A 23,485-nucleotide genomic window follows, 5' to 3' on the forward strand; every position below is an offset into this window, starting at 1 on the left:
GGCGGATCGGTGTCGATTCCGCCGCGCGCCGCTGATCTGTCCGCCGTCGACAACCCCCGGTTGAGGCGTATCCGCGCTGTTCCTGCTGGGCCGGCCTACGAGAGCGATGTCCGTACTGTTCGCCGTCGTGGTCGCGTCGTTCCAGAGCCAGGGCGAGGGGTGACGCACGCTCCGACCCGAGGCGGACGCTCGTGACGCGGGAACGTGAGTACTCACATGCGCAGCAGCCGCTCCGTGAGGTCCCGGTACTGCCTGAGCGCGAGCCGGAATTCGGCCTCCTGAGCCTCGGGGTCCCGATCCTGCCAGCTCGCGTGGAGGACGCGCCGACGCTCGGCGAGGGCGTCGACGAGGTGGGCGATGATTTCGTCGAAGGCGCCCTCGGCGTCCTCCAACGCCTGACGCGGGCTGTCGGCGAAGTGGTTGAGTGCGTGTTGGAGGCGCAGGGTGAGCTTGGCCCGCTCGTCCGGCGGGAGCAGCGACTCCTGAGCCGGGGGGCGGCGCTCTGCGGCTCCAGACCGCTTGTCCGGGGGCTGCTGGGCGCGTGTCTGGTCGTACATCGTCGTATGCCACTTTCCTGTCGGGCTCGTCATGATGGGCGACGGCAGGATCGTACGGTGCCCGAACGGCGCTTCAGCTTTCCTGCCCTCACCACCGGCTCCGAAACGGCGAACTCCTACCAGTATGACCGCCGCCGCGATGGCGATCAGGCAATGATCAGGGCGACGATCACCTGCGCGCTCGGCTTTCTCGCCGGCTTGCCTCAGGTTGCCTCAGACCCCGTCGTTGGCCGCCTGGAGCGCATCGGGCCGCGCCCGGATCACGGGGTGATGAGCGAGTGCGGGGCGACGGTTTTCGGTGATCGCGAAGACGCATCCGCACGCGGTCAGTCGCTCAACGTTCTGTCACAGCGGTACGGGGAGGAGCTGCGGCCCTAGCACCGGTCGGCGGCCGCCCCTTCGGCTTCGGGAACGTGCCTGTACGGGCGCGCGCTCCCTTCGCTCCCGGCAACTCGACCCGCTGGGGAAGGAATTGTTCGTCTGGGAAGGGGGTCGATGGGTCGACACCGTCAAAGATGCATCATCGACATGAGATCAGGGCTCCGCATACCCGTCGACGCCTGAGGAACGTCTTGGCCCGGCAGCATCCATCCCGCCCTCTCGGCGGCTGCGACTGCCTCCACCTCGGCTGCGTCTGCCCTGGCGTTCAAGGTCTCGTTCTCTCCCGAGCCTCCCGCCGCCGCAGCTTCTGCGGCGGCCTGGGACGCCTTGAGCGCGGCGCGATACGCGGCAACCGACAGCTCGCTGGAGCCGTCATAGAGCTGGCCCATCTGGGCTGCTTGGGCTGCGGAGGCCGAAGCGTTCCTGGCACACCGCGAGTCAGCTGCAGGGGCGGGGGAGCTCTCAGAGAGAACGGCGACGGCTTGAGCGGCCACGCGGGCGGCGTGGGCGGCCTTCCACGAGATCTCCTTTTCTGTCGCTCCGCCTTCGTGCTTCTCGGCAGAGCTGTGTTGCTCGATGTAATGACTGATTGCCGCGGCGCGGGACGCGGCACTTCGGGTGCGTGCAGCGTGACTCGCCCTGAACGTCTGCTCGGAGGTGTCCGCTGCCGCCTCCTGGGGCTTAGGCACTCCGGCTTGTGCGGAATCCAGTCGCTCATCGCCGTCGGGGTCACTCATCTCAGTCTCCTCTTCGGTCAGGAGGCTCGCTTCCTGATCGGTCCCCTCGTTATCCCCCGGACTTGGCGGACGGCAGGGGCTAAGAACGAGCGCCTGGCAGAGTGGCACGTTGGGCGTGAAGAGGCCAGAGAATGTGCGGCGGAACCGGTGGTGGCCTTCGCCGGCGTGGGGGCGTTCAGCCGTCGTCGGACGTCTGGCGAGAAGGCGGGAGCAAGAGATCTCTCTCGGGGTGTCGCGCGCCCGTAACGCTTCCCTGGATGCCGAGGTCTTGGCGAGCAGCCTCGTGGAAGGCGTTGATGGCGCGGAACGCGGTCCGGTTGCGCCGGCGCCAGTCATCCAGGCTTCCGCTGATCTTGCCCGTGGCCTGCCAGACGATCTCTGAGACCACCGTGTTCAGTTCGTGCCCCTCCTCGATGGCGTCATCGCCGCCGAGCAGCATGACGCGTTCGAAGGCGCCACCCCATAAGCGACTGGCTTCCGCGAGATCCTCACGCAACTCGTGCTCAGACCTCTCGCTGTCGGCCAAGCCTTCCCTCGACTCGTACAGCCGGACGGCCATGGCGATCCTCGCCTTCACGGCGTCCACGTAGTCCCCGTACGCGTCGATCTTCTTGTCGTCCCAGCGAGTCAGGAGCTGATACCGGTTCCGGCTCCTCTCCATCAGGTAGTTGGTGACATGCGTCATCAGCGCGCCAAGCAGTACTGCGGCGATGGTCACGAACTGCTCGCCGGTGCTCAACTCGTCCCCCAGCCATGACTCCTAAAGATGACTGGATGATCTTACGAGCGTCGGCAGTCGGGGTGCAGGAGATGCTGAAACAGGGGGCGGGATGACGTCTCGGGGGCCCCTATCCCTTTGCCAAGGTGTGAAGGGTCCTGGGGAAGACGTCCCGCGGCCGGGCGACGACGACTCCCCACATCGATGAGTCGCCCACCTCGGGGGTGGGCGACTCATCAGGATGCTGTTACAGCGTCCGGTCGATCTGCGTCTCCTGGATCTGCTCTTCCGTCTGGGTTTGCTCGTCGCGGACGGTGTACTTCAGATTGGGCTCCTGGCCTCGGACACGCTGGATCTGTCCCGTGTGCTTCTGGTTGTCCTGGCCCTTGTACTCCACGCGATCTCCCTGGGCGTAGTGCATTGCTGTCTCCACCTTCCGAAGTTGACTTGCACGGGCGCGCCTGCTGAAGGGCGCAGCCCACCGCGTATCCGCTTTCAAGCGCGGGTCGCGCTGTCATGACACCGCGACTGAGGACCATCAGCCACCGCTGTCGGCCGAACGAGGCAACGCAGCCACATATCCCTGCATGAAGCAGCGCCGGGGCCCTTCTCAAGGGGCAGCGGTTTACGGGGCTGAAGCCTGGCGTGTCACGGCTGGGCGCAACAGGTTCCTCGAGATCACGGTGATCACCGTGACGCTGTGATCGTTGTGACCCGCCCGCTGTTTCAGCGCTCTTCGTCACGGCATGGGCCACTGTCCCGATCGGCGTTGGACCTGGCGGGTGAATCGGTCTGCGGTCTGCGGTCTGCGGTCTGCGTTAGCGATCTGCGATCTGCCCTGAGTGTGCGCCCAACCCCGCTTGGGACTACTGGGCGGCGCTACACGAAGAGCCCCAACATCGCGTCAAGTGACCACGACTGCCAGCCCATTGCGAAAAGGGTGGCCAATGAGATCAAGGCCATCATGAGGTTCTGACCCTGCTCGGCCCAGTCGTGAATCATCAGCACGAGATAGATCAGGTTGAGCGCCAGCCCGCCGACAAGGGCGATCGGCGTGAGGAAGCCGGTGATGAGACCGAGGCCGAGGGCTAGTTCCGCGTAGGCGACCACGTATGCCATCAGGCGAGGTCGTGGTCTGACCACTCGGTCGAAGCCAAGCCGTACGAAGGGCCATCGGTGCTTGGCCGCGATGCCTCCCGCCCACGTGATGCCGCCCCCTGTGAACCAGTCCTTCTTGTCCTTGTGGCGCCAGCTCTCCAGCCACCACAGGCCAAGGCCGATGCGGAGGACTGCGAACCACTCGGCACCGCTGAGCCAAACCGTCTGCATCCCCTGAGCCCCTCCGTCGCAAATCTGATGGACCGTCAGTTCAGCGGACCGCGTTGCGGAGTGCAAGGGGGTGGGGCGTTGTCGCTCTTGCTGTTAGGGGGGTGGCCCTTTAGCCTGAAACTGATGGACCGTCAGATAACACGGAGAATCGGCAGGCAGCAGGGGGTAAGTCGTGGTCAGCACCGAGAGCGGCACCAGGGATCTTCCCAAGGTCATCAGCGTGGACGATCACGTGATCGAGCCTGCGCACCTCTTCGAGACGTGGCTCCCGACTAAGTACCGCGACAAGGGGCCGAAGCCCTTCACTGCCGGTATCGGCGACCTCCAGTACGTCGGGGGAAAGTACCGGTTCACCACGGACCCGAACGGCCAGGTCACCGACTGGTGGAGGTATGAAGGCGAGATCTTCCCGTACAAGCGCATCATCGCGGCCGTCGGGTTCTCCCGGGACGAGATGACCCTTGACGGCATCACGCGCGAGCAGATGCGGCGTGGCTGCTGGGACCCGAAGGCTCGGCTGGAGGACATGGACCTCAACCACGTGGAGGCCTCGCTCTGCTTCCCGACGTTCCCGCGGTTCTGCGGGCAGACCTTCGCGGAGGCCAAGGACAAGGAGGTCGCGCTCGCGTGCGTCCGCGCCTACAACGACTGGATGGTCGAGGAGTGGTGCGGCGACAGCAGAGGGCGGCTGATCCCACTGTGCCTGATCCCTCTCTGGGACATTGACCTCGCCGTTGCGGAGATCAGGCGTAACGCAGCCCGTGGCGTACGCGCGGTGACCTTCAGCGAGATCCCGACGTACCTGGGGCTTCCGTCGATCCACTCCGGGTACTGGGATCCGTTCTTCGCGGTGTGCGAGGAGACCGGGACAGTAGTCAACATGCACATCGGCTCTTCGTCGCAGATGCCGGCGGCGTCGCCGGACGCCCCGCCCGCTGTCCAGGCGTCACTGAGCTTCAACAACGCCATGGCCTCGATGATGGACTTCCTGTTCTCCGGGGTCCTGGTGAAGTTCCCGCGCCTCAAGTTGGCCTACAGCGAGGGGCAGATGGGTTGGATTCCGTACGCGCTGGAGCGCGCCGACGATGTGTGGGAGGAGCATCGGGCGTGGGGCGGAGTAAGGGATCTGATCCCGGAGCCGCCGTCGACCTACTACTACCGGCAGATCTTCTGCTGCTTCTTCCGCGACAAGCACGGTATCCAGGCCATCGAGACTGTGGGCGTGAACAACGCGACCTTCGAGACCGACTACCCGCACGTTGACTCCACCTTCCCGCACACGAGGAAGGTGGCGGCGGAGCATGTGGCAGGCCTCCCCGACGATGTGGCGTACAAGCTGCTTCGAGGGAACGCCATTCGGATGTTGGAGCTGGCCTTCGATCAAGGGAAGTAAAGGCAGGGGCAGTTGACGGAGACAGTCGATTGAGGGCGCTGGCCGGCGGGCACTCAGGTCATGAAGGCCATCAGGCCTGATCCGCTCACCGACCCGCTTCAGCGGCCGGTGTCCTCTTCGTGGCTGGAGCACACATGAAGGTTTCCGTGGACCCCAACGTCTGCTACGGCTCCGGCGACTGCGCGATCAGGGTTCCGGCCGTCTTCGCTTTGGTGGACGGATACGGCACCGTCCTGCCCGGCCGTGAGGACGCCGGAGATGAGCCCGAGGTACAAGAAGCGGCTGATTGGTGCCCGTCCCAGGCGATTCGTTTCACCGAGTAGCGCGACCCGACAGGCACGCCAGGAGCCTGTTGCCTCGGTGAGAGGCGGGAGACTAAACCCCGAGAGGTCAGGGCCCGGCAGCCGACGCGATAATTTTGATGAGGCGAGCCCCGGGCCGAACGGCTAGGCCGCGGTGGTCTCCGGCTCGGAGCGTCGCATGGCCTTCTTCACGGCCTGCTCGGCCTGCTCGACCTCACACCGGTTCTCCTCGGTTGCCCTCGTGTGCTCAGTGATGGCTGCCTGAGCAGCTGCCGATGCCTTCCACCAGCGCCCGCCACTGTGCCGAGCGCTCCGCACCGTCCAGGCCCGCGAGCTTCTCGCGCTCCTCTTCGGCGGAACGTTCCAGCTTGATCACATCGTCGGCTCTGCCACGACTACGGATACTGAGCTCCCGCTCCAAGCTCCTGGCATCGGTGGGAACCGGAAGCGGTCGCACGCTACGGTTTCGCTGGAGGCGACGGAGAGGCGATCGGATGAGCAACCCCATTTCAGAGGCCCTGGTCACCCTCGGCCGCCGGTACGTGCGTGATGCCCCGGGCTCGCTCGGTAAGGCGCCGCTGGCCAAGCACTACCTGAATCCGCACCTTCGCGAGCACCCTCGTCGACGTGTCGTTGAGACGCGATCTGGTGCCCGGTTCGCCGTCGACACGCAGGACCTGATCCAGCGGTATCTGTACCTGTTCGGCGTGTGGGAGCCGAACATGACGAACTGGCTCCAGAGTCGACTGAAGCCTGGGGATGGTTTCATCGACGTCGGCGCCAACATCGGTGTCTTCAGCGTCCTCGCCTCGCAGCTCGTCGGCGATGAGGGCCACGTGGTGGCGATCGAGGCCTCGCCGGTCTTCCACCAGCGGCTGCTGCAGGAGGCCCGACTCAATGAGAGCCGCAACATCCGTGCGATCAACGCCGCCGTCTCGGACAGTCACAAGACGCTGAGATTCGTGCTCGCCAGCTCGCGCAACATGGGCGCGAACAGCATCGTTCCGTACGAGGGTCCAGCCGAGTCCACGTTCGAGATCGAGGCCTGCCCGCTACCCGAACTGCTGAATCCCTCGGAGATCGCGAACGCCCGCGTGATCAAGATCGACGTGGAAGGCGCCGAGGGGAGTGTCGTCCGGGGTCTCGCGCCCGTACTGGACGAGCTTCGGTCCGATGCGGAGATCACCGTCGAGGTGACCCCTGAGCGCATGGCTCAACTCGGCGATTCGGCGGAGGAATTGATGAAGACGATGGCCGACGCGGGCTTTCACGCCTACCGGCTGGCCAACGACTACGCCCCCGAGAGCTACCCGTCCGCGTTCAGCGGTGAGCCCCTTGCGCCGGTCCGGTTGCGGGGGCCGGTCACCCTCGAAAGCGACTTGATCTTCTCTCGGACAGATGCAGACACACTTCCCTGACGTGAGAGCCCCTCGCGCTCACAACCGCGGGGGAAGCCGACTCAAGGCAGCCGCTGTGGTGGACGCCGTAGCGATGGCATGGGGGTGGCGGCTCCGCTGGCGGAGGCTACGGAGGCGCAGACCGTGGTTTGACCGCCACCCAACCCGTGCTCGTGCTCCAGGCCGATGCGGCTGACGTCTCAGAGCATTGAAGCCGCTGTCAGTCGAGACCAGACATGGAACCCTTCCGGCCTGGACGTACGTGGTTGACTCGCTCAGCTAGAGCTCGGGTAGTGCCAGCGGAAGTGTGCCAACGCCCGCGCCCTGGCCTCCACGACGGCCATACGGACCTCGCGTTCAGCAGGATCGACGTGTGAGGCCTGCCCGGTCGCCTGCCCTTCCCACTTCCGGTAGAGAAGCCCGACCTCCTCTGAGAACCAGCCTCGGCTGACGGCGTTCAGCGCGAGCAGCAGACCGGTGTCCTCGGACGCCGGCAACGCCATCCAGCCGCCAAGAGCGAGCAGGAGGTCACGCCGCATGAAGAGCGTCGCCGGGTGGACCTGGGCGCGGAAACCATTCGCCTGCCAGTAGTCGAGCACAGCCTCGCGCTCGATCGGGCCGTTGTCGGGGTCGCCCGGGAAGCCGACCGTAGAGCCGTCGGGCAGGAAGTCCAGGACCCGTGAGGTTGCCCAGCCGATGGTGCGGTCACCTTCGAGGGCGGCCAGGTCGCGCGCGAGCGTGCCCGGGGCAAGTTGGTCGTCGGCGTCCAGCACCTTGATGTACTCGCCGTCGGCATGGGCGAGAGCGATGGTCCGGGCGACACCCGGCCCCCCCGGCCGACCCTGCCGGAAGGTCACGCGCTCGTCGGCGGGGACGTGTGGGGCGACGTCATCCGTCTTCCCGTCCTCTTGGATCACCCAGTGCCATTCCCAGCCGTCTGGGAGCTCCTGTTCGCACAGTGACTTGAAGGCCTCCGGCAGGAACTTGGCCGAGGGGCCGTGGACAGCGGTGACGATGATGATGCGCCGACTCACGGCAGCACTCACCACCTTTCCAGGGAAGTGGTGAAGAGCAGCTCGGTGCGGTCACCGGGCAAGATGATGACGGAAAGATCCACAACGCGGTCATTGACGTCGTGTGATGTCTTCCGGAGGACGAGCACCGACATCCCGCGTGGCAGCTCCAATTCCTCCGCCTCTTGTGGCGTCGGCGGCCGGGCAGCAACGCGTTCTTCGATGCGGTCCACTTCAATGCCGACGGTGTAGAGCTGGTTCTGTGAGCCCCCCGGCCACGGCTCCTTGGTCTCGTCCAGAAGGTCGGGATTCTCCGCGACCATGTCGCGGACGAGGTAGGAGGTCACCAGGTTGAAGGGCGCGGTCTCCGCGGCATATCGCGTCCTGTAGCTGCGCTCGACCAGTGCTGTACCTTCAGGGACGCCCATGGCCTCTGCGATGTCCTTGCCCGCCTTGATCTCGCGGTACGACGCGTAGAAGACGAGGTCATCCAGCTCAAGGCCGGTGTCATGTTCGGTGGCTCCGGTCTGGGCCCGCTCCTCCACCGGCTCGCGAGCCCGGTTCTTCTCCCACTGATGCCGGAGGTTCGAGCGCCGCGCCACCGTGCGTGGGCGACGGACGAAGTTGCCGCGGCCGTGCTGCTTGTCGATCAGCCCTTCCTCGTTCAGGACCCGGAGTGCGTTTTGAACGGTCGGAACGCTCCGCTTGTAGTAGCTCGCCAGATCGGTTTCCGACGGCAGCTTGTCGCCGGGCTTGCGCTTGCCCTCGCGGATGGATCGGCGGAGGTCGTCCGCGATCACTTCGTACGCCTTTGGCATTGATGCTCACCGATCCGTCACGGAGGGCCTGGCGTGTCAGCGAGCCAACGAGTCGGCAAGCCAACCACTCATACCTCAGCCTACGACTCCTAAAGAGGTCTTGACGAGTTGAGAGAGGTGCGTCACGGTCCAGGCAGCAAGAGGCCCGTCCGGTACTGATCCGAGCGGAGCCGTGGCCGGGGATTCCTGCCCGAGGGCGGGGCCACCCCGGCAGGGCGAGGTCTGCTTGCGTCCGTCTCGGAGCCAATGCCGCCAGGTTCCGCTCCTCGCGGACCCAAACCCCACATGCGTGGGAGCTGTTGGAGCATTGGTTGACGTCCCCCGCACGTCCTGACCACGTTGTTGATGTCCTCCGCAGGACATGGAAGAACCCGACCGCTGGCGACGGGGGATGCACCAGCGATCGGGCTGTGGCCAACAGTAACAAGGCTGCTTGTGCGGCGGGACCCCACTGCTGAGCTGCGACAAGGAGTTGTGATCGGGATCACGCAACGACGCGCGGACACATGCCGTTGGTTGAGCCTCGCCTCCGTCACTGACCGCACGGAGGGTCGTACGAGAGGCGGGGCAGATACTCCTGCCACTTTTCCGGCGTCAGAACGCCCCGAGTGGTTGAGCAAATGCGACGAATGGCCTCGTCGACGTCGAGGTTCCACAGTCGGACGGTATCGGTGCCGCTCGATACTCCGAGCATGTCGCTGTGGGGGCTGAACGCCAGGAAATTGCCCGTTTTGGCGTTCGGGCTCATCGACTGACCGATGGGAGCGGCCTTGGACGGGCGGGCGACGTTCCAGAGCCGGACCGTGTTGTCGTTGCCGCCGCTCGCCAGGGTGCGGCCGTCGTGGCTGAACGTCAGCGATACGACTGCTTCGGTGTGGCCTGTGAGGGGGGAGCCCACTCGGGCTGCCTTGAGGGGGTCGGTGATGTTCCAGAGCCGGACCGTGTTGTCGTCGCCGCCGCTGGCCAGCGTACGGCCGTCCGGACTGTAGGCGAGCGCGTTGATGGGGCCGAGGTGCCCCTTGAGAGGCGCGCCGAGCCGGGCGGCATGGCGGGGGTCGGCCACGTTCCAGAGCCGGATGGTGTCGTCCGCGCTGCCGCTGGCGAGCGTACGGCCGTCAGGGCTGAAGACAAGGGAGTTGACGTAGCCCTTGTGGCCGGTGAGCGGCGTCCCGAGCGGACGCGGACGGGATGGGTCGCTGACGTTCCACAACTGAATGGTGCGGTCGTCATAGGCGGTTGCCAGGGTCCGCCCGTCCGGGCTGAAGGCCAGTGCGGCCGCGAACCGTGTCCGCAGCGCGACGGGCGGCCCGTAGGAGACAGGCCGAGTCGGGTTGGTGACGTTCCAGAGCCGCACCGCGCGACTTCCGGTCAGCACCGCGAGTGTGTGGCCGTCGGGGGAGAAGGCCGGCGCACGCACCTCACCCTTCCCAGGCGTGAACGGTGTGCCCAGCGACACGGGCCGGTTGGGAGTCTGCACGTTCCACAATCGAATCCTTCCGTCGCGCGCGGCCGTGGCAAGCACCCGCCCGTCCTGGCGGAACGCTCCGATGCGGCCGATCATGTTCGACGTCGGTATCGACCACAGGCGGACCGTGTTGTCGCCACTCCCAGTGGCGAGGGTCCGGCCGTCGGGGCTGAAGCCCAAGGCGTACATCTCGCCACTGCTCCCTGCCAGCGGCTCGCCGACCTGCGACGGATATGCCGGATCACTGACGTTCCACAGGCTCGCCGTACTGTCCTGGCTGGCGGCGGCGAGCATGGTTCCGTCAGAGCTGAAGGCCACGGACCATATGGGACCGGTGTGGCCGGTGAGAGGCGAGCCGAGCGGTGCCGCGTGACGTGGGTCGGTCACGTTCCAGAGCCGGACGCTGTCGTCCGCGCTGCCGCTGGCGAGGGTGCGGCCGTCGGGGCTGAAGGCCACGGAGTGCACCAGGTCCGTGTGGCCGGTCAGCACCGCGTCGATCGGCTTCGGACGACGCGGATCGGCCACGTTCCACAGCCTGATCGTCTTGTCGTCGCCACCGGCTGCCAGCGTCCGTCCGTCGGGGCTGAACGCCGCGGAGCGTACGGCGGCGGCGCCGCCGGTCAAGGCACCGAGCGCCCTCGGCTTGCGCGGGTCGCCTACGTTCCACAGACGAACGACGTGATCTTCAGTGGCGGCGGCCAGAGTGTGTCCGTCCGGGCTGAAGGTGAGCAGGTAGATCGTGCCGTCGTGGCCGGTCAAGGGCGCACCGAGCGGGCGCGGGTGGCTGGGATCCTGTACGTTCCACAGCCGGATCGTGCCGTCGTCCGAAGCGCTGGCGAGGGTATGGCCGTCCGGGCTGAAGACCGCGGTGCTCACCCAACTCGTGTGGCCGGTGAGCGGTTTGCCCAGGGGTTTGGGGTGAGTCCGATCCGTCACGTCCCACAGGCGAACGGTTCGGTCGTAGCTGGCGGTGGCCAGGATCCGCCCGTTCGGGCTGAACGAGGTGAGGTATACGGCGCCGGTGTGGCCGAGAAGCGGCGTGGCCAGCGGCGAGTTCACGATCGAGATCAACCGGTTGTTGGAGCCCCCATCGTCCGGCCGCAAGCGGTGTGCCACCAGGTCGAGTTGAGCGGACAAGGACGGGTCCGTGTACTGGACGCGATCGGCTTCGGCGACCACCTGCTCGAACACCGCGTCGTCCCGCTGCTGCCACGCGACCACCGCCGCACCGGCGGCCAGTATCGCCAGGACGACCAGAGCCGACACCGCACTACGGCTGATCCAGACGGTGCGCTTGCGCAGCCTGACCGAAGCAGCCAGGAACTCCACCGCGCTGCGGTTCAGGAAGGTGTCACCGGCAGATTTTGCCCAGTTGTGGGCCTGTTCCAGGCGAGAACCCCGATAGAGCAGCGACGAGTCGCGGTTCGACCCCTCCCAGGCCCTGCCGTCCTCCTCCAGCCGCTGGCGCAGCAGGTTGTCGTTCCTGTCCTCGTCGATCCAGTCGCGCAGACGTGGCCAGGCATGGAGCAGCGCTTCATGAGTGATCTCGACGGTCTCGGCGTCGAGTGTCACCAACCGGGCGCGAACCAGTGCTTCGAGAGATTCCTCTGTCTTGTTGGGATCTGTCGACTCCGCCGCCAGCTGACGCCGCGTCCCCCGCCTACGGGTGGCCTGCGTGTCCTCGCCCAGCCGGACCAGCCTGAGGAGGAGCAGCCTCGCGGCCGTGCGTGCCGCCGGGTCGAGGCCGGACCAGGCCCGCTCGGCGGTCGCCGCCACTGCTCCCTGGATTCCGCCCGCCGCGCGGTATCCGGCCAGCGTGAGCTTTCCCGCCTTCCGTCGCTGCCAGGTGGCGAGCAGGGCGTGGGAGAGGAGCGGCAGCGCGCCCGCGTCGTGCGCCCCGCGGGGGCCGTCAGCGCTCACTTCCCGGACGATCAGCTCCGCCAGCCCCGGTTCGAGTTCCAGACCCACGGCCTTGGCCGGCCCGGTCACCGCTTCGCGCAGCTCTGTGTTGGTCAGCGGCCCGAGCACCATGTGCCGGTGTTGCAGCGCGTCGGCTAGTTCGGGATACCCGAGGCATTGCTCGTAGAAGTCGGCGCGTAGGCCGAGGACGACTAGTACGGGGGCTGGGTCGCCGGGGTCGGCGGGCGAGCACGCAGCGTGCAGGAGCTGGATGAAGAGGCGCCTGTTCGCCTCGTCGGGGCAGAGGGCGAACGCCTCCTCGAACTGATCCACGATGACGACCGGACGGGCGGCGGAGGATGACTCGCGTTGCGCCCATGCCGTGACGGCTTCCCTCACCGCGTCAGCGAATCGCGGAGTACGGGGCTCCTGCGCCGTCCGTTCCTCCGCGCCAGAGACGACGTGCGCGAGCTCGGGGATCCGACGGGTCAGCTCGGCGAGAGGATCGCTTCCGGGCACGAGCTGCAGAATCCCACTTGCGTTTCTGTTCTCGTCCCCCAGTGCGCCGTTCTGCAATGCGGTCACCAAGCCGGCGTTCAGCAGGGAGGATTTGCCCGCCCCTGAGGCGCCCACGAGCATGACCATGCCGCCCGTCTTCTCCACTGCGCGGAGCTGAGCGATGAGGGCATCCGTGCTCCGCTCTCGGCCGAAGAACCACCGGGAGTCCTGCTGACGGTACGAAGCCAGTCCCCGGTATGGGCACACACCGCCGGGGATGGCCAGGGCTTCGACCGGGGGTCGTTCCTCCTCTTCCTCCTCCGCGGATGTCGCGGGGCGGTCGCCGACCGGGTCGGCCACCGCGCGCTCCCACAGCCGCTGCCACTGGGTCAAGTCGTACAGACCCGTCGACACCGGCGCGGGGCGCAAGCGCCGTGCTTCGGGGATCAGGATCTGCAATACCGCTGCGAGGGCGGCGAACTGGGCAGGCACGTTCTTGGCCCGTCGCCAGTCGCTGATCCGCTGAGCGGACACCCGCACGGGGCGCCCTCGCTCGTCGACCCGCTGACGTCGGACGATCGCCTCGGCCACACTCTTGAGGGGAGGGTTGCCCGCCTCCTTGTACAGCAGCGCGAGACGTTCCGCGAAGGCTGTGCGTGCCCCTGAGTCGGAACTCAAGGTCTCCACCCCTTACTTCCCCCCGCGCCTGGACGTCCGGACCGGAAAACTCACCTTATATGGCTGACCTGGGGTTAAGCCGTTGCCCCGGCACCGGAACCTCCTCGGCGGGAGGCACAGCTGGCAGGATCACGACGCAGTAGCGAATCAACCACGCTGCGTTCGGCCAGGCCACCAGCCCAGCGCTCGGAGAGACAACTCATGACGCTGCAAGTTTTCGGTCAACTCCTGCTGGCGTTACGAGACGGTGGCGACGACGTCGCGTGAACTTGAAAGATCCGTGGAGCCGGCGGCATCCGGACCGCTGTCGCGTCGATCACGGGTCCGACCTCTACTCGATCCGCGCCGGTACGCCGATACGGCGCGGATCGACGCCGCCCGCACCCGTTCGGTACCGGTCCCCACGAGGGGAGGGACCGGTACCGAACGGTGCGGCGTGTGGGGGGACATGCAAACCACACGAAGCCGGGTGTTCGTCGGACAGTGGCTCCCGTACACGGCGTACGTATTGCTCGTCGCTGGCGCCCATCGCCGTGATGTGTGTTGCCGTTTCGGCGAGGCTCAGTCCGTGAACGCCACAGCGGCCCGCCGCTCAGAGTCCCGAGCCTGAGCCTCGGCCACGCGGCTCAGGATGAGTAGAGCAACGGGCACGGCGAATGCGAAGCCGGTAATGCTGCTGACGAGGTTGGTAACAAAGGGCTGGCTCGCCCAGCACACCCACAGCCGTGAGCACCGAGTAGTGATCGCAGATTGGGAAGCTGCGGGCTCAAGGGCGGGTTCGGGCATCGAGCCGTTCCTGTCGGAGCTTCTCGCGGCGTGCGAACTCGTGGCTTCTCTCGGCTGTGCTCCGCTGAAATGCAAGGGTGATCCCTGAGCCGAGCAGGGTGCCCAGGACGGCTACGACGCTGGCGATGACGGCTTCCACACCACAAGCTGATCACGTGTCGCCTACGTCGGGAGGTTGTTGGTCCAAGTCAGGCGCCGCCAACACGCTTTCCAACTGTTTTGGTGGGGTGTTGAGCTGCGTGCGGGGGCGTTCACCTGGGTTCCTGGGAGGCTCGCCGCACTCCGGTGCTACCCCACTACCTGCCACTCTGGGGGAGTGAGATTTCCATGATCCACTTCCTGCTCACTCCCGAGTCGGTCCGGAAAACGCATCAGGCCCGGTTTCCGTTTCCGGAAACCGGGCCTGACCTGGTGTTTCAGCTGTCGGGGTGGCGGGATTTGAACCCACGACCTCTTCGTCCCGAACGAAGCGCGCTGCCAAGCTGCGCTACACCCCGATTGTCGCTGCTGTCGCGGCGACGTCGTTTACTTTAGCCCACCGGTGGCCGGAGACGAAATCCGGTTTTCGGGGCGTCAGCGGCAGCGGGGGACCGGGTCGGGGCGGAGGTGGTCGAGGATGATGGTGACGAGGGCCAGGGCGTAGAAAGTGACGCCGAGGATGGCCGCGTTGCCGAGGACGCCGACGTAGCCGTGCAGGTCGACGTCCACGAAGGGGTACAGGTAGCGCGCCGGGGTGCCGGGCGACAGCATGACGCCGCGAGCCAGGGAAAAGGCCAGGTAGGCGAGGGGGTAGGCGAGCCAGGTGGTCGCGTGGCGGAGCGCCAGGGGGGCCGGGCGGGTCAGCAGGAGCCAGTCGATCACCGCGGCGATCGGCGTCACCGTGTGGAGGAGTTGGTTGGCCACCGCTTGCCAGCCCGTGAGCGTGTCGATCTCACCCGTCATCGAGAAGCCGCTGGACTGGTTCGCCAGGATCAGGTGGTAGACCAGGCCCCCGGCCACGATGTAGAGCAGTGTGCCGCCCGTCACCGCGCCGGGCAGCGGGCGCCGGGCCGTCCATGCCCGCCGGGCCGAGGCGGCGAAGACCACGGCCACGAGTACGTTCGTCTGGATCGTGAAGTAGCTGAGCACTCGGGGTGGGCTGCCCACGAGCACGTCGATGGTCACGCCCGTCGCCGCCGCGAGGGCCACGAGGATGCGGAAGGTTGCCGCCACGGGGCGGTGCAGGCGGGCCACCACCGCGGTCGCGGGGACGACGGAGGGCGTCGGCGGGGGGATACCCGGGATCGCGGGGAGGTCGGGTATGTCCCTGGGGATGGGAGCGATCATGGCCCCACGCTAAGTGGGTCGGGCGAATCGGGCTATATGGGGCGGTCTGGGTGGGTTACGTCGCCCGCAGCGCCGACCGGCCCGATGTGGAGTGCCCACCAGCGGCCATAAGCCCCCGCCAGCCCCCGGCAGCGTCGGGGACCGATCAGGACCAACCGCGACCTACCGGGACCTACCGGGAACGAACGCGACCAGCCGGGACCGATCGGAGGCGTTGGGCCTGTGACTCCATGCCCAGTGCCCCAGTGCCCCAGTGCCCCAGTGCCCCAGTGCCCCAGTGCCCAAGTGCCCCAGCCCCGCCCCCTACCCCCGCTCCACCAACGTCAGCAGCGAAGCCTCCGGTGGGCAGGCGAACCGTACCGGCGTGTAGCGGTTCGTGCCGCAGCCCGCCGAGACGTGCATGTATGACGTCCGGCCCTCCGCCGTGTGCGTGGACAGGCCTTTCACTCGGTCCGTGTCCAGGTCGCAGTTGGTGACGAAGGCGCCGTAGAAGGGGAGGCAGATCTGACCGCCGTGGGTGTGGCCGGCCAGGATCAGCGGGTAGCCGTCGGCCGTGAAGGCGTCCAGTGTGCGCAGGTACGGGGCGTGCACCACGCCCATCGAGAAGTCGGCCGACTGCGAGGGGCCGCCGGCCACTCGCGCGTAGCGGTCCCGCTTGATGTGCGGGTCGTCCAGGCCGGTCAGCTCGATCTCGGCGCCCTCGACCTTCAGCGTCCCCCGGGTGTTCGTCAGGTTCAGCCAGCCGGCCGTGTCGAAGCCGTCCCGCAGGTTCTCCCACGGGTTGTGGATGGCGCCCACCACGGGTGCGTTGCCGTTCAGACCGTGACGGCCGTGGGCCTTCTCGAGCAAGTACCGGGCGGGGTTGCGGGGTTTGGGGCCGTAGTAGTCGTTCGAACCGAAGACGTACGCGCCCGGGAAGTCCATCAGGGGGCCGAGCGCGTCCAGCACCTCGGGCACGCCCTCGGGGTCGGAGAGATTGTCCCCGGTGTTGATGACGAAGTCGGGGCGCAGCCCGGCCAGGGAGCGCAGCCAGCGCTGCTTCTTGCGCTGGCCGCTCACCATGTGGATGTCGGAGACCTGCAGGACGCGCAGGGGGCGCATCCCCGGTGGCAGGACCGGGACCGTCACTCGCCGGAGGCGGAAGGAACGGGCCTCGATCCCCGCCGCGTAGAACAGACCGGCGGCGCCCACCGCCGTAATTGCCAGGGGTACTCTGTATCGCGCGCGCATACGTCCATCGTGTCAGACCCCGGCGAAGGCGCGCCCCCACCTGTGGACAACCCGTCACGAACCGGAGCAACAAGGAAAGCGCGCCGCGAAATCAACAGGCGACGGTCTCACCACACCTGCGACAATCGACGGCATGACCACGCTCAAGTCGAAGCTGCAGGCAGACCTCAACGCCGCGATCAAGGAGCGCGACGAGCTCCGCTCCTCGACGCTCCGGCTGACCCTCGCCGCGATCACCAAGGAGGAGGTCGCGGGCAAGACCAAGCGCGAACTCTCCGACGACGAAGTGCAGAAGGTGATCACGCGGGAGGCGAAGAAGCGTCGCGAGGCCGCCGATGCCTTCGCGCAGGGCGGCCGCCCGGAGTCGGCCGAGCGGGAGAAGGCGGAGGGTGAGGTTCTCGCCACGTACCTGCCCAAGCAGCTGTCCGACGAGGAGCTTCAGCAGATCGTCGCCCAGGCCGTCGAGGAGGCGAAGGCGGCGGGGGCCGAGGGGCCACGCGCCATGGGGCAGGTCATGAAGATCGTGAACCCGAAGGTGGCCGGCCAGGCCGAGGGCGGCCGCGTCGCCGCCATCGTCAAGCAGCTCCTCGCGGGCTGAGGCATCGCCGGCAAGCATTGCCACGCCTACCGTGAGCGGGGTGACGCGATCGCGTCACCCCGCTCAATCGTACGCGCCTGGTGAGGCCCCGGGACCGTCAGCCCCGCTGACCGCCGTTCCCGTTACCGCTGTTGCTGTTGCCCTGGATCCATCCCTCGGGAATGGAGAAGGTGGGCGTCGGGATCCCGCCACCGCCGTTGGTCTGGCCGCTGATGGTGGTCCCGTTGGTGCCGTTCCCGTTCCCGTTCCCGTTGCCGTTCCCGTTGTTGTCGCCGTTGTTCCCGTCGCCCTTGCCCTTGTCGCCGTCGGGAATGTCGACCAGGTTGAAGGACGGGGAGTCCTTGCCCACGAGGGCGCCGCTCATCAGATCCCGCCAGATGGGGCCGGGTACCTGACCGCCGTAGACCTTGTCGTGGTAGACGCCACCGATCCGGATGCCCACCATCTTGACCTTCTGGGTGGCGCTGCCGACCCAGACCGCGCCGGACAGGTTCGGTGTGTAGCCGACGAACCAGGCGTTCCTGCGCTCGTCCGTCGTACCCGTCTTACCGGCGTTGGCACGGTCGGTGAGACCGGCCTGCTGGCCCGTACCGGAGTCGATCACGCCGCTCAGCAGGGTGTTGATGGTGTCCGCGGTCTTCTCCGACATCGCACGCGAGCAGGTCGACTTGGGCACCTCGAGGGACTTCTGCCGGCCGCCGATCTTCTGCGTGATCGACTCGATGGCGATCGGGGTGCAGTACATGCCGCGGGAGGCGAAGGCCGCGTACGCGGTGGCCATCGTCAGCGGGGAGATGCCCTTGGAGCCGAGGGCGATGGCGGGCACCTGGGGGATCTTGTCGCCGTTGCCCTGGACCACGCCGAGCTTGTCGATCTGCTTCACCACCGGGCAGAGGCCGATGTCGCTGATCATCTGCACGAAGTAGGTGTTGACCGACTTGGCCATCGCCTCCTTCAGCCGGTACGGACCGACCTCCGAGGTGCTCTCGTTCGGCACTTGCTCGTTGGCCTGGTTGGTCCAGGGCCTGCTGCCGCACGTCTGAACGGGGCTGGGGTAGGGCATCTTGTTCGGCGACGAGTACTCCTTTGTCGCCGGCACGCCCTGCTCCAGCGCGGCCGCGGCCACGAACGGCTTGAAGGTCGAACCCGTCGGGAAGCCGTAGTTGGAGCCGCCCATGTCGTAGTTGACCGAGTAGTTGTACTCCGTCTCGTTCTTCCCGTAGCCGTACGGCTTCGACTGGCCCATTCCGAGGATCTTGCCGGTGCCGGGCTCGACCAGGCTGGCCGCGGCGGCGACCTTGTCCGACTTGTTGACGTGGTCCTTGAGCGAAGCCTGCACCGAGTCCTGGGACTGCGGGTCGAGCGTCGTACGGATCGTCAGGCCGCCCTGGTTCCAGATCTTCGCCCGGGCCTCCTTGGTCTTGCCGAAGACGGGATCGTTCAGGAAGACGTGCTCCACGTACTTGCAGAAGAAGCTGGCGCCCTTGACGGCCGTGATGCAGCCGTTCTTGGGCTGACTGACGTGCAGGCCGAGCTTCTTCTTCTTGGCCGCCTCGGCCTCCTGCTGGGAGATGTCGTGCACCTCGGCCATGCGCTGCAACACGGTGTTGCGGCGCTTGGTCGCCTCGGCCTCGTCATTGACCGGGTCGTAGCGGCTGGGCGACTGGACGATGCCCGCGAGCAGCGCCGACTCCTGGAGGTTCAGGTTCTTGGCGGGCTTGGAGAAGTAGCGCTGGGCGGCGGCCTCGATGCCGTACGCCTGCTCGCCGAAGAAGGTGATGTTCAGGTAGTTCTCGAGGATCTTCTTCTTGCCGAGCTTCTCCTCGAGCTGGATCGCGTACTTGAGCTCGCGGATCTTGCGGCCGAGGGTCTGCTGAGTGGCCTGGGCGACCTTCGTCGGGTCGTCGCCGGCCTCCTCAACGAAGTAGTTCTTCACCAGCTGCTGGGTGAGGGTGGAGGCGCCCTGGGCCACTCCGCCGTTCTGCGCGTTCTGGTTCAGGGCGCGCAGGATGCCTTTCAGGTCGACCGCGCCGTGCTGGTAGAAGCGTGAGTCCTCGATCGCGACGATCGACTTCTGCATGTACGGCGAGATGTCCTTGAGCTCGACCACCGTGCGGTCGCGCGAGTAGACCGTCGCGATCTGACCGCCCTGATTGTCCAGGATCGCGGTCCGCTGGCTGAGCGCGGGACTCTTCAGATTGTCGGGAATGTCGTCGAAACCCTGGACGGAGCCCTTGGCCGCCAGGCCGAGCGCGCCCGCGGCGGGCAGCGCGATTCCGGCCATGACGGCGCCCGCGAGCACACTGACACCGAGGAACTTGGCGGCCTGCTGCGTAGGGGACAGGCCACCGCCCGAGCGCTTCTTTGGCATGAGGGCAGCCTACGTTCTCATTCGCCGGACACGCGTATATGCCTTGGCCTAAGCTGCTCTCAACTGTCACAGCAGTGTGGCCACGTATCAATACGTCCGGCGACCCCGAATCGTTCCGGAGGTCTCCCAGCTTCTTGTTGGGCGCGTGTCCGAATCCGCCTTGTGTGTCACGCGGCGTCCGTTGTGACTCAACTGAACTGTCCCGGATTGCCGGAATACTCACGCATGTCCTCAGCTCACTCCCCCGGGTGATCTGCCGCTTACGCATAGTCCGTTCGGGCCATTCAAGATTGGGCCCGAAGGGGGTGTTGCGCTGTGCCCACCTTCCGTAACGTCCTCAACTGGCGGCGGTGCATATGCCGCTGCCGCCGTGGGGGAGCCTCGATTCGGGAGAGGACGGCGCCGGTATGGGCTGGGTAACCGACTGGAGTGCGCAGGCGGCCTGCCGCACTACCGATCCAGATGAACTGTTCGTTCAAGGAGCAGCGCAGAACAGGGCGAAGGCAGTGTGCACCGGATGTCCGGTACGCACGGAGTGCCTCGCCGATGCGCTCGACAACCGCGTCGAATTCGGCGTGTGGGGTGGCATGACGGAGCGGGAGCGCCGCGCGCTGCTGCGCCGCCGGCCGACCGTCACCTCGTGGCGTCGCCTGCTGGAGACCGCGCGTACGGAGTACGAGCGCGGCGCGGGCCTGCTGCCCCTCGACGAGGAAGAGGTGTACGAGCGCTACGCGGCGGTGGGCTGAGGGGGCGTTCGCCCTACGGGGCAGCGCGTTTCCGGCGGGTTCTTCATCAGGTTCCCCTGAGCCACCTCGGATTCTCTCAGGTTCACCCTGAGCCACCTCCGACTCTCAGGATTCGGGCAGCTCCGGCCGATTGGCCGCGAGCCGGTCCCCGATGTCCCGCAACCCTACGAGATCGTGTACGTCGCCCGGCAGTGCGGCGACTTCGGCCACCGCCACTTCGGGGTGGAGCGCGGTGAAGCGGTCACGCGTGCGCTGCTCGCGGGAGAGCAGCTGCATCCGCTCGGCGTGCAGCTTCAGCAGGTCCGCGGTGAGTTGGTCGACGGATCGCTCCGTGTCCGTGGTGGCGGGGGAGCCTTCGTCAGGAGCTGAGGTCTGGGAAGCGGGAGAATCTGAACTGCCGGACGGGTCGGGAGAGTTACGAAGTCCAGCTTTCCCGTCGTCCTGATCCACAATGCGGGCGTCTTCAAGATTTTCCGCGGCGGCGAGCGCCCGCTCGGCGGACAGCTGGGCGGCACCGCTGCCATGGACCCGGTTGAGCACCAGACCGGCGAACGGCATGTCCTCGGCGGCCAGCCGCTCCACGAAGTACGCGGCCTCGCGCAGCGCGTCCCGCTCAGGGGCCGCCACCACCAGGAACGCCGTGCCGGGCGCCTGGAGCAGCTTGTACGTGGCGTCCGCGCGCGTACGGAACCCGCCGAACGTGGTGTCCATCGCGGCGACGAACGTCTGGACGTCCTTGAGGAGCTGGCCGCCCAGGAGCTTGCCCAGGGTGCCGGTCATCATCGACATCCCGACGTTCAGGAACTTCATCCCCGCCCGGCCGCCCAGCTTCGCCGGTGCCGTCAGCAGCCGGATCAGTCGTCCGTCGAGGAACGATCCGAGCCGCTTCGGGGCGTCAAGGAAGTCCAGCGCCGAGCGGGACGGCGGCGTGTCGACCACGATGAGGTCCCACTCGTCGCGGGCGCGCAGCTGGCCCAGCTTCTCCATCGCCATGTACTCCTGCGTGCCCGCGAAGCCCGCCGAAAGCGACTGGTAGAAGGGGTTGTTGAGGATCACGGCCGCCCGCTCGCCGTCCGCGTGCGCCTCGACGATCTCGTCGAAGGTGCGCTTCATGTCGAGCATCATGGCGTGCAGCTCGCCGTCGCCCTCGACGCCCTTCACCCGGCGCGGGGTGTTGTCCAGCGAGTCGATGCCCATCGACTGGGCGAGCCGGCGCGCCGGGTCGATGGTGAGGACGACCACCCTGCGGCCGCGCTCGGCTGCGCGCAGCCCCAGGGCTGCCGCCGTGGTCGTCTTGCCGACGCCTCCCGAGCCGCAGCACACCACGATGCGGGTCTTCGGGTCGTCGATCAGCGGGTCGACATCGAGGACGCGGGCGGGGTCCAGACTCATGACATCCCTTGCTTCCGCAGCTGTGTGGCCAGTTCGTACAGGCCCGCCAGGTCCATGCCCTCGGCGAGCAGCGGTAGTTCGTGCAGCGGCAGGCCCAGCTCGGCCAGTACGGTCCGCTGCTCCTGCTCCAGCGCGTGCCGCTCGGCGTACTCCTCGGCCTGCTCGAGAAGCGGGTCGACGAGCCGCTCCGCGTTCCCGCCGCGGCGCGCTCCGCCCAGGCCGGCCGCGGACAGGGACCGGGCGATGGCGGTGTGCGGGGCGGACCGGGTGAACTCAAGGGCGGCCTCGTCGAGCACCCGGGGCCGCACCATGTTCACGATGATCCGGCCCACCGGCAGTTTCGCGGCGCGCAGTTCCGCGATCCCGTCGGTGGTCTCCTGGACGGGCATCTCTTCCAGGAGAGTCACCAAGTGGACGGCGGTCTCCGGGGACTTGAGGACGCGCATGACGGCCTGTGCCTGATTGTGTATCGGGCCGATCTTGGCGAGGCCCGCCACCTCGTCGTTCACGTTCAGGAAGCGGGTGATGCGGCCTGTGGGGGGCGCGTCCATCACCACGTAGTCGTACGCGAACCGCCCGCTCTTGTCCTTGCGCCGTACGGCCTCGCACGCCTTGCCGGTGAGGAGTACGTCGCGCAGGCCGGGTGCGATCGTCGTCGCGAAGTCGATCGCGCCCAGCTTCTTCAGGGCGCGGCCCGCGCCACCCAGTTTGTAGAACATCTGGAGGTAGTCCAGTAGCGCCAGTTCGGGGTCGATGGCGAGGGCGTACACCTCCCCGCCGCCCGGAGCGACGGCGATCTTCCGTTCCTCGTAGGGCAGCGCCTCTGTCTCGAAGAGCTGCGCGATGCCCTGTCTGCCCTCGACCTCGACGAGGAGGGCGCGCTTGCCCTCGGTCGCGAGGGCGAGCGCGAGGGCGGCGGCCACCGTGGTCTTGCCGGTACCGCCCTTGCCGCTGACGACCTGGAGCCTGCTCACGTATTCGAGCCTAACCAGTCCGCCGCCGGAGTACGCAGGAGGCTGTGGACAACGTGTGCGTGGGGCTGCTCACGGCAGCGGCTACAGTCGGCCACATGACCAAGTGGGAATACGCAACCGTGCCTCTGCTCGTCCATGCCACGAAGCAGATTCTGGACACCTGGGGCGAGGACGGCTGGGAGCTCGTCCAGGTCGTGCCCGGGCCGAACAACCCCGAGCAGTTGGTGGCCTACCTGAAGCGGGAGAAGTCGGCATGAGCGGCGCCGTCGAGTCGAAGCTCGCGGAACTCGGGCTGAGCCTGCCGGACGTGGTCCCGCCGCTGGCGGCGTACCAGCCGGCCGTGCAGTCGGGTGTGTACGTGTACACGGCGGGGCAGCTTCCGATGGTGGACGGCAAGCTTCCGGTCACCGGGAAGGTGGGGGCGGAGGTCACGGCCGAGGAGGCCAAGGATCTGGCCCGCACGTGTGCGTTGAACGCGCTGGCGGCGGTCAAGTCGGTCGCGGGCGACCTGGACCGCATCGCGCGTGTGGTGAAGGTCGTCGGCTTCGTGGCTTCCGCCTCGGACTTCACCGGTCAGCCCGGTGTCCTGAACGGCGCGAGTGAGCTCCTGGGCGCGGTGCTGGGCGACAAGGGCGTCCATGCGCGCAGCGCGGTGGGTGTCGCGGTACTGCCGCTGGACGCGCCGGTGGAGGTCGAGATCCAGGTGGAGCTGACGTCTCCGTAGAAGGTTCGCGATCCAGCCCGTCCGGCGTTTGAGGACGAGCGCGAAGCGCGATACGGGGGTCTGCAGGCGGAGCCCCCAGGGACGGGAAGGGTAGGGGCGGCGGGGGCGAAAGACGCAGGTGGCCGCACCAGTGCGCGGGGAGGCCTCGAACAT

22 protein-coding genes and 1 tRNA gene are annotated in these 23,485 nt (G+C 67.2%); 8 read left to right on the top strand and 15 right to left on the bottom strand.

What is annotated here, in order from left to right:
* Positions 1–212: 212 nt before the first annotated feature.
* Positions 213–557 carry a hypothetical protein gene (locus AB0D27_RS35670; RefSeq protein ID WP_362516959.1) on the bottom strand — a complete coding sequence of 115 codons (345 nt, stop codon included), beginning with the start codon at positions 555–557 and terminating at the stop codon, positions 213–215.
* A 57-nt stretch (positions 558–614) separates the two neighbouring features.
* Here AB0D27_RS35670 and AB0D27_RS35675 point away from each other — a divergent pair, with 57 nt between their 5' ends.
* Positions 615–935: a hypothetical protein gene (locus AB0D27_RS35675; protein ID WP_362516893.1), complete on the top strand. Its 321-nt coding sequence runs from the start codon at positions 615–617 to the stop codon at positions 933–935.
* 131 nt (positions 936–1,066) lie between these two features.
* Here the strand turns inward: AB0D27_RS35675 and AB0D27_RS35680 are convergent, their stop codons facing one another.
* The 4 genes from AB0D27_RS35680 to AB0D27_RS35695 form a co-directional block, all read right to left on the bottom strand.
* Positions 1,067–1,675: a hypothetical protein gene (locus AB0D27_RS35680; RefSeq protein ID WP_362516895.1), complete on the bottom strand. Its 609-nt coding sequence runs from the start codon at positions 1,673–1,675 to the stop codon at positions 1,067–1,069.
* A 175-nt stretch (positions 1,676–1,850) separates the two neighbouring features.
* Complete coding sequence (locus tag AB0D27_RS35685) at positions 1,851–2,414, bottom strand: hypothetical protein (protein ID WP_362516897.1); 564 nt, start codon at positions 2,412–2,414, stop codon at positions 1,851–1,853.
* A gap of 226 nt (positions 2,415–2,640) precedes the next feature.
* Positions 2,641–2,814 carry a hypothetical protein gene (locus tag AB0D27_RS35690; protein ID WP_362516899.1) on the bottom strand — a complete coding sequence of 58 codons (174 nt, stop codon included), beginning with the start codon at positions 2,812–2,814 and terminating at the stop codon, positions 2,641–2,643.
* Between the two features lie 458 nt (positions 2,815–3,272).
* Positions 3,273–3,722 (bottom strand): DoxX family protein, encoded by a 450-nt coding sequence (locus AB0D27_RS35695; RefSeq protein WP_362516900.1) that lies wholly within the window; start codon positions 3,720–3,722, stop codon positions 3,273–3,275.
* 172 nt (positions 3,723–3,894) lie between these two features.
* Between AB0D27_RS35695 and AB0D27_RS35700 the strand changes: the two genes are divergently transcribed.
* Both AB0D27_RS35700 and AB0D27_RS35705 read left to right on the top strand, forming a co-directional pair.
* On the top strand, positions 3,895–5,115 hold the full coding sequence (locus tag AB0D27_RS35700) for an amidohydrolase family protein (protein WP_362516902.1): 1,221 nt from the start codon (positions 3,895–3,897) through the stop codon (positions 5,113–5,115).
* 134 nt (positions 5,116–5,249) lie between these two features.
* The gene (locus AB0D27_RS35705; protein ID WP_362516904.1) at positions 5,250–5,438 is read left to right on the top strand and encodes a ferredoxin; all 189 of its coding nucleotides are present in this window, start codon (positions 5,250–5,252) and stop codon (positions 5,436–5,438) included.
* A gap of 226 nt (positions 5,439–5,664) precedes the next feature.
* On the opposite strand, the gene AB0D27_RS35710 is transcribed toward AB0D27_RS35705, so the two are convergent.
* On the bottom strand, positions 5,665–5,793 hold the full coding sequence (locus AB0D27_RS35710) for a hypothetical protein (protein WP_362516906.1): 129 nt from the start codon (positions 5,791–5,793) through the stop codon (positions 5,665–5,667).
* A 118-nt stretch (positions 5,794–5,911) separates the two neighbouring features.
* Between AB0D27_RS35710 and AB0D27_RS35715 the strand changes: the two genes are divergently transcribed.
* Complete coding sequence (locus tag AB0D27_RS35715) at positions 5,912–6,835, top strand: FkbM family methyltransferase (RefSeq protein ID WP_362516907.1); 924 nt, start codon at positions 5,912–5,914, stop codon at positions 6,833–6,835.
* A gap of 254 nt (positions 6,836–7,089) precedes the next feature.
* Here AB0D27_RS35715 and AB0D27_RS35720 read toward each other — a convergent pair whose 3' ends face one another.
* From AB0D27_RS35720 to AB0D27_RS35745, 6 genes are all read right to left on the bottom strand, one after another.
* Entirely contained in the window at positions 7,090–7,848 is a 759-nt protein-coding gene (locus AB0D27_RS35720) for a glycosyltransferase (RefSeq protein ID WP_362516908.1), read from the bottom strand.
* Positions 7,849–7,856: 8 nt separating this feature from the next.
* Positions 7,857–8,645, bottom strand: coding sequence for a GntR family transcriptional regulator (locus tag AB0D27_RS35725; protein WP_362516910.1), 789 nt, complete (start codon positions 8,643–8,645; stop codon positions 7,857–7,859).
* Positions 8,646–9,177: 532 nt separating this feature from the next.
* Positions 9,178–13,194: a WD40 repeat domain-containing protein gene (locus tag AB0D27_RS35730; RefSeq protein ID WP_362516911.1), complete on the bottom strand. Its 4,017-nt coding sequence runs from the start codon at positions 13,192–13,194 to the stop codon at positions 9,178–9,180.
* 1,200 nt (positions 13,195–14,394) lie between these two features.
* Positions 14,395–14,468 (bottom strand) — tRNA-Pro (locus tag AB0D27_RS35735).
* Between the two features lie 76 nt (positions 14,469–14,544).
* Positions 14,545–15,297: a Pr6Pr family membrane protein gene (locus tag AB0D27_RS35740; RefSeq protein WP_362516913.1), complete on the bottom strand. Its 753-nt coding sequence runs from the start codon at positions 15,295–15,297 to the stop codon at positions 14,545–14,547.
* A 303-nt stretch (positions 15,298–15,600) separates the two neighbouring features.
* Positions 15,601–16,527 carry a metallophosphoesterase gene (locus AB0D27_RS35745; protein WP_362516916.1) on the bottom strand — a complete coding sequence of 309 codons (927 nt, stop codon included), beginning with the start codon at positions 16,525–16,527 and terminating at the stop codon, positions 15,601–15,603.
* A 133-nt stretch (positions 16,528–16,660) separates the two neighbouring features.
* On the opposite strand from AB0D27_RS35745, the gene AB0D27_RS35750 reads away from it, so the two are divergent.
* Positions 16,661–17,125, top strand: coding sequence for a GatB/YqeY domain-containing protein (locus AB0D27_RS35750; RefSeq protein ID WP_362516918.1), 465 nt, complete (start codon positions 16,661–16,663; stop codon positions 17,123–17,125).
* A 97-nt stretch (positions 17,126–17,222) separates the two neighbouring features.
* Here the strand turns inward: AB0D27_RS35750 and AB0D27_RS35755 are convergent, their stop codons facing one another.
* The gene (locus AB0D27_RS35755) at positions 17,223–19,496 is read right to left on the bottom strand and encodes a transglycosylase domain-containing protein (protein ID WP_362516921.1); all 2,274 of its coding nucleotides are present in this window, start codon (positions 19,494–19,496) and stop codon (positions 17,223–17,225) included.
* A 407-nt stretch (positions 19,497–19,903) separates the two neighbouring features.
* Here AB0D27_RS35755 and wblA point away from each other — a divergent pair, with 407 nt between their 5' ends.
* Positions 19,904–20,242, top strand: coding sequence for a transcriptional regulator WblA (gene wblA / locus AB0D27_RS35760; protein WP_028799159.1), 339 nt, complete (start codon positions 19,904–19,906; stop codon positions 20,240–20,242).
* Positions 20,243–20,347: 105 nt separating this feature from the next.
* Here the strand turns inward: wblA and AB0D27_RS35765 are convergent, their stop codons facing one another.
* Positions 20,348–21,634, bottom strand: a complete 1,287-nt coding sequence (locus AB0D27_RS35765) for an ArsA family ATPase (protein ID WP_362516923.1) — start codon at positions 21,632–21,634, stop codon at positions 20,348–20,350.
* Entirely contained in the window at positions 21,631–22,608 is a 978-nt protein-coding gene (locus tag AB0D27_RS35770) for an ArsA-related P-loop ATPase (RefSeq protein ID WP_362516926.1), read from the bottom strand. Before AB0D27_RS35770 ends, AB0D27_RS35765 begins: the two co-directional genes overlap by 4 nt.
* Positions 22,609–22,703: 95 nt before the next feature.
* On the opposite strand from AB0D27_RS35770, the gene AB0D27_RS35775 reads away from it, so the two are divergent.
* Both AB0D27_RS35775 and AB0D27_RS35780 read left to right on the top strand, forming a co-directional pair.
* Positions 22,704–22,865, top strand: a complete 162-nt coding sequence (locus AB0D27_RS35775) for a DUF4177 domain-containing protein (RefSeq protein WP_075033571.1) — start codon at positions 22,704–22,706, stop codon at positions 22,863–22,865.
* Positions 22,862–23,332, top strand: a complete 471-nt coding sequence (locus AB0D27_RS35780) for a RidA family protein (RefSeq protein ID WP_362516929.1) — start codon at positions 22,862–22,864, stop codon at positions 23,330–23,332. The genes AB0D27_RS35775 and AB0D27_RS35780 overlap by 4 nt, the downstream gene beginning before the upstream one ends.
* Positions 23,333–23,485: the final 153 nt, after the last annotated feature.

It is taken from the genome of Streptomyces sp. NPDC048415, assembly GCF_040651675.1.
In the GTDB taxonomy this organism is placed as follows: domain Bacteria; phylum Actinomycetota; class Actinomycetes; order Streptomycetales; family Streptomycetaceae; genus Streptomyces.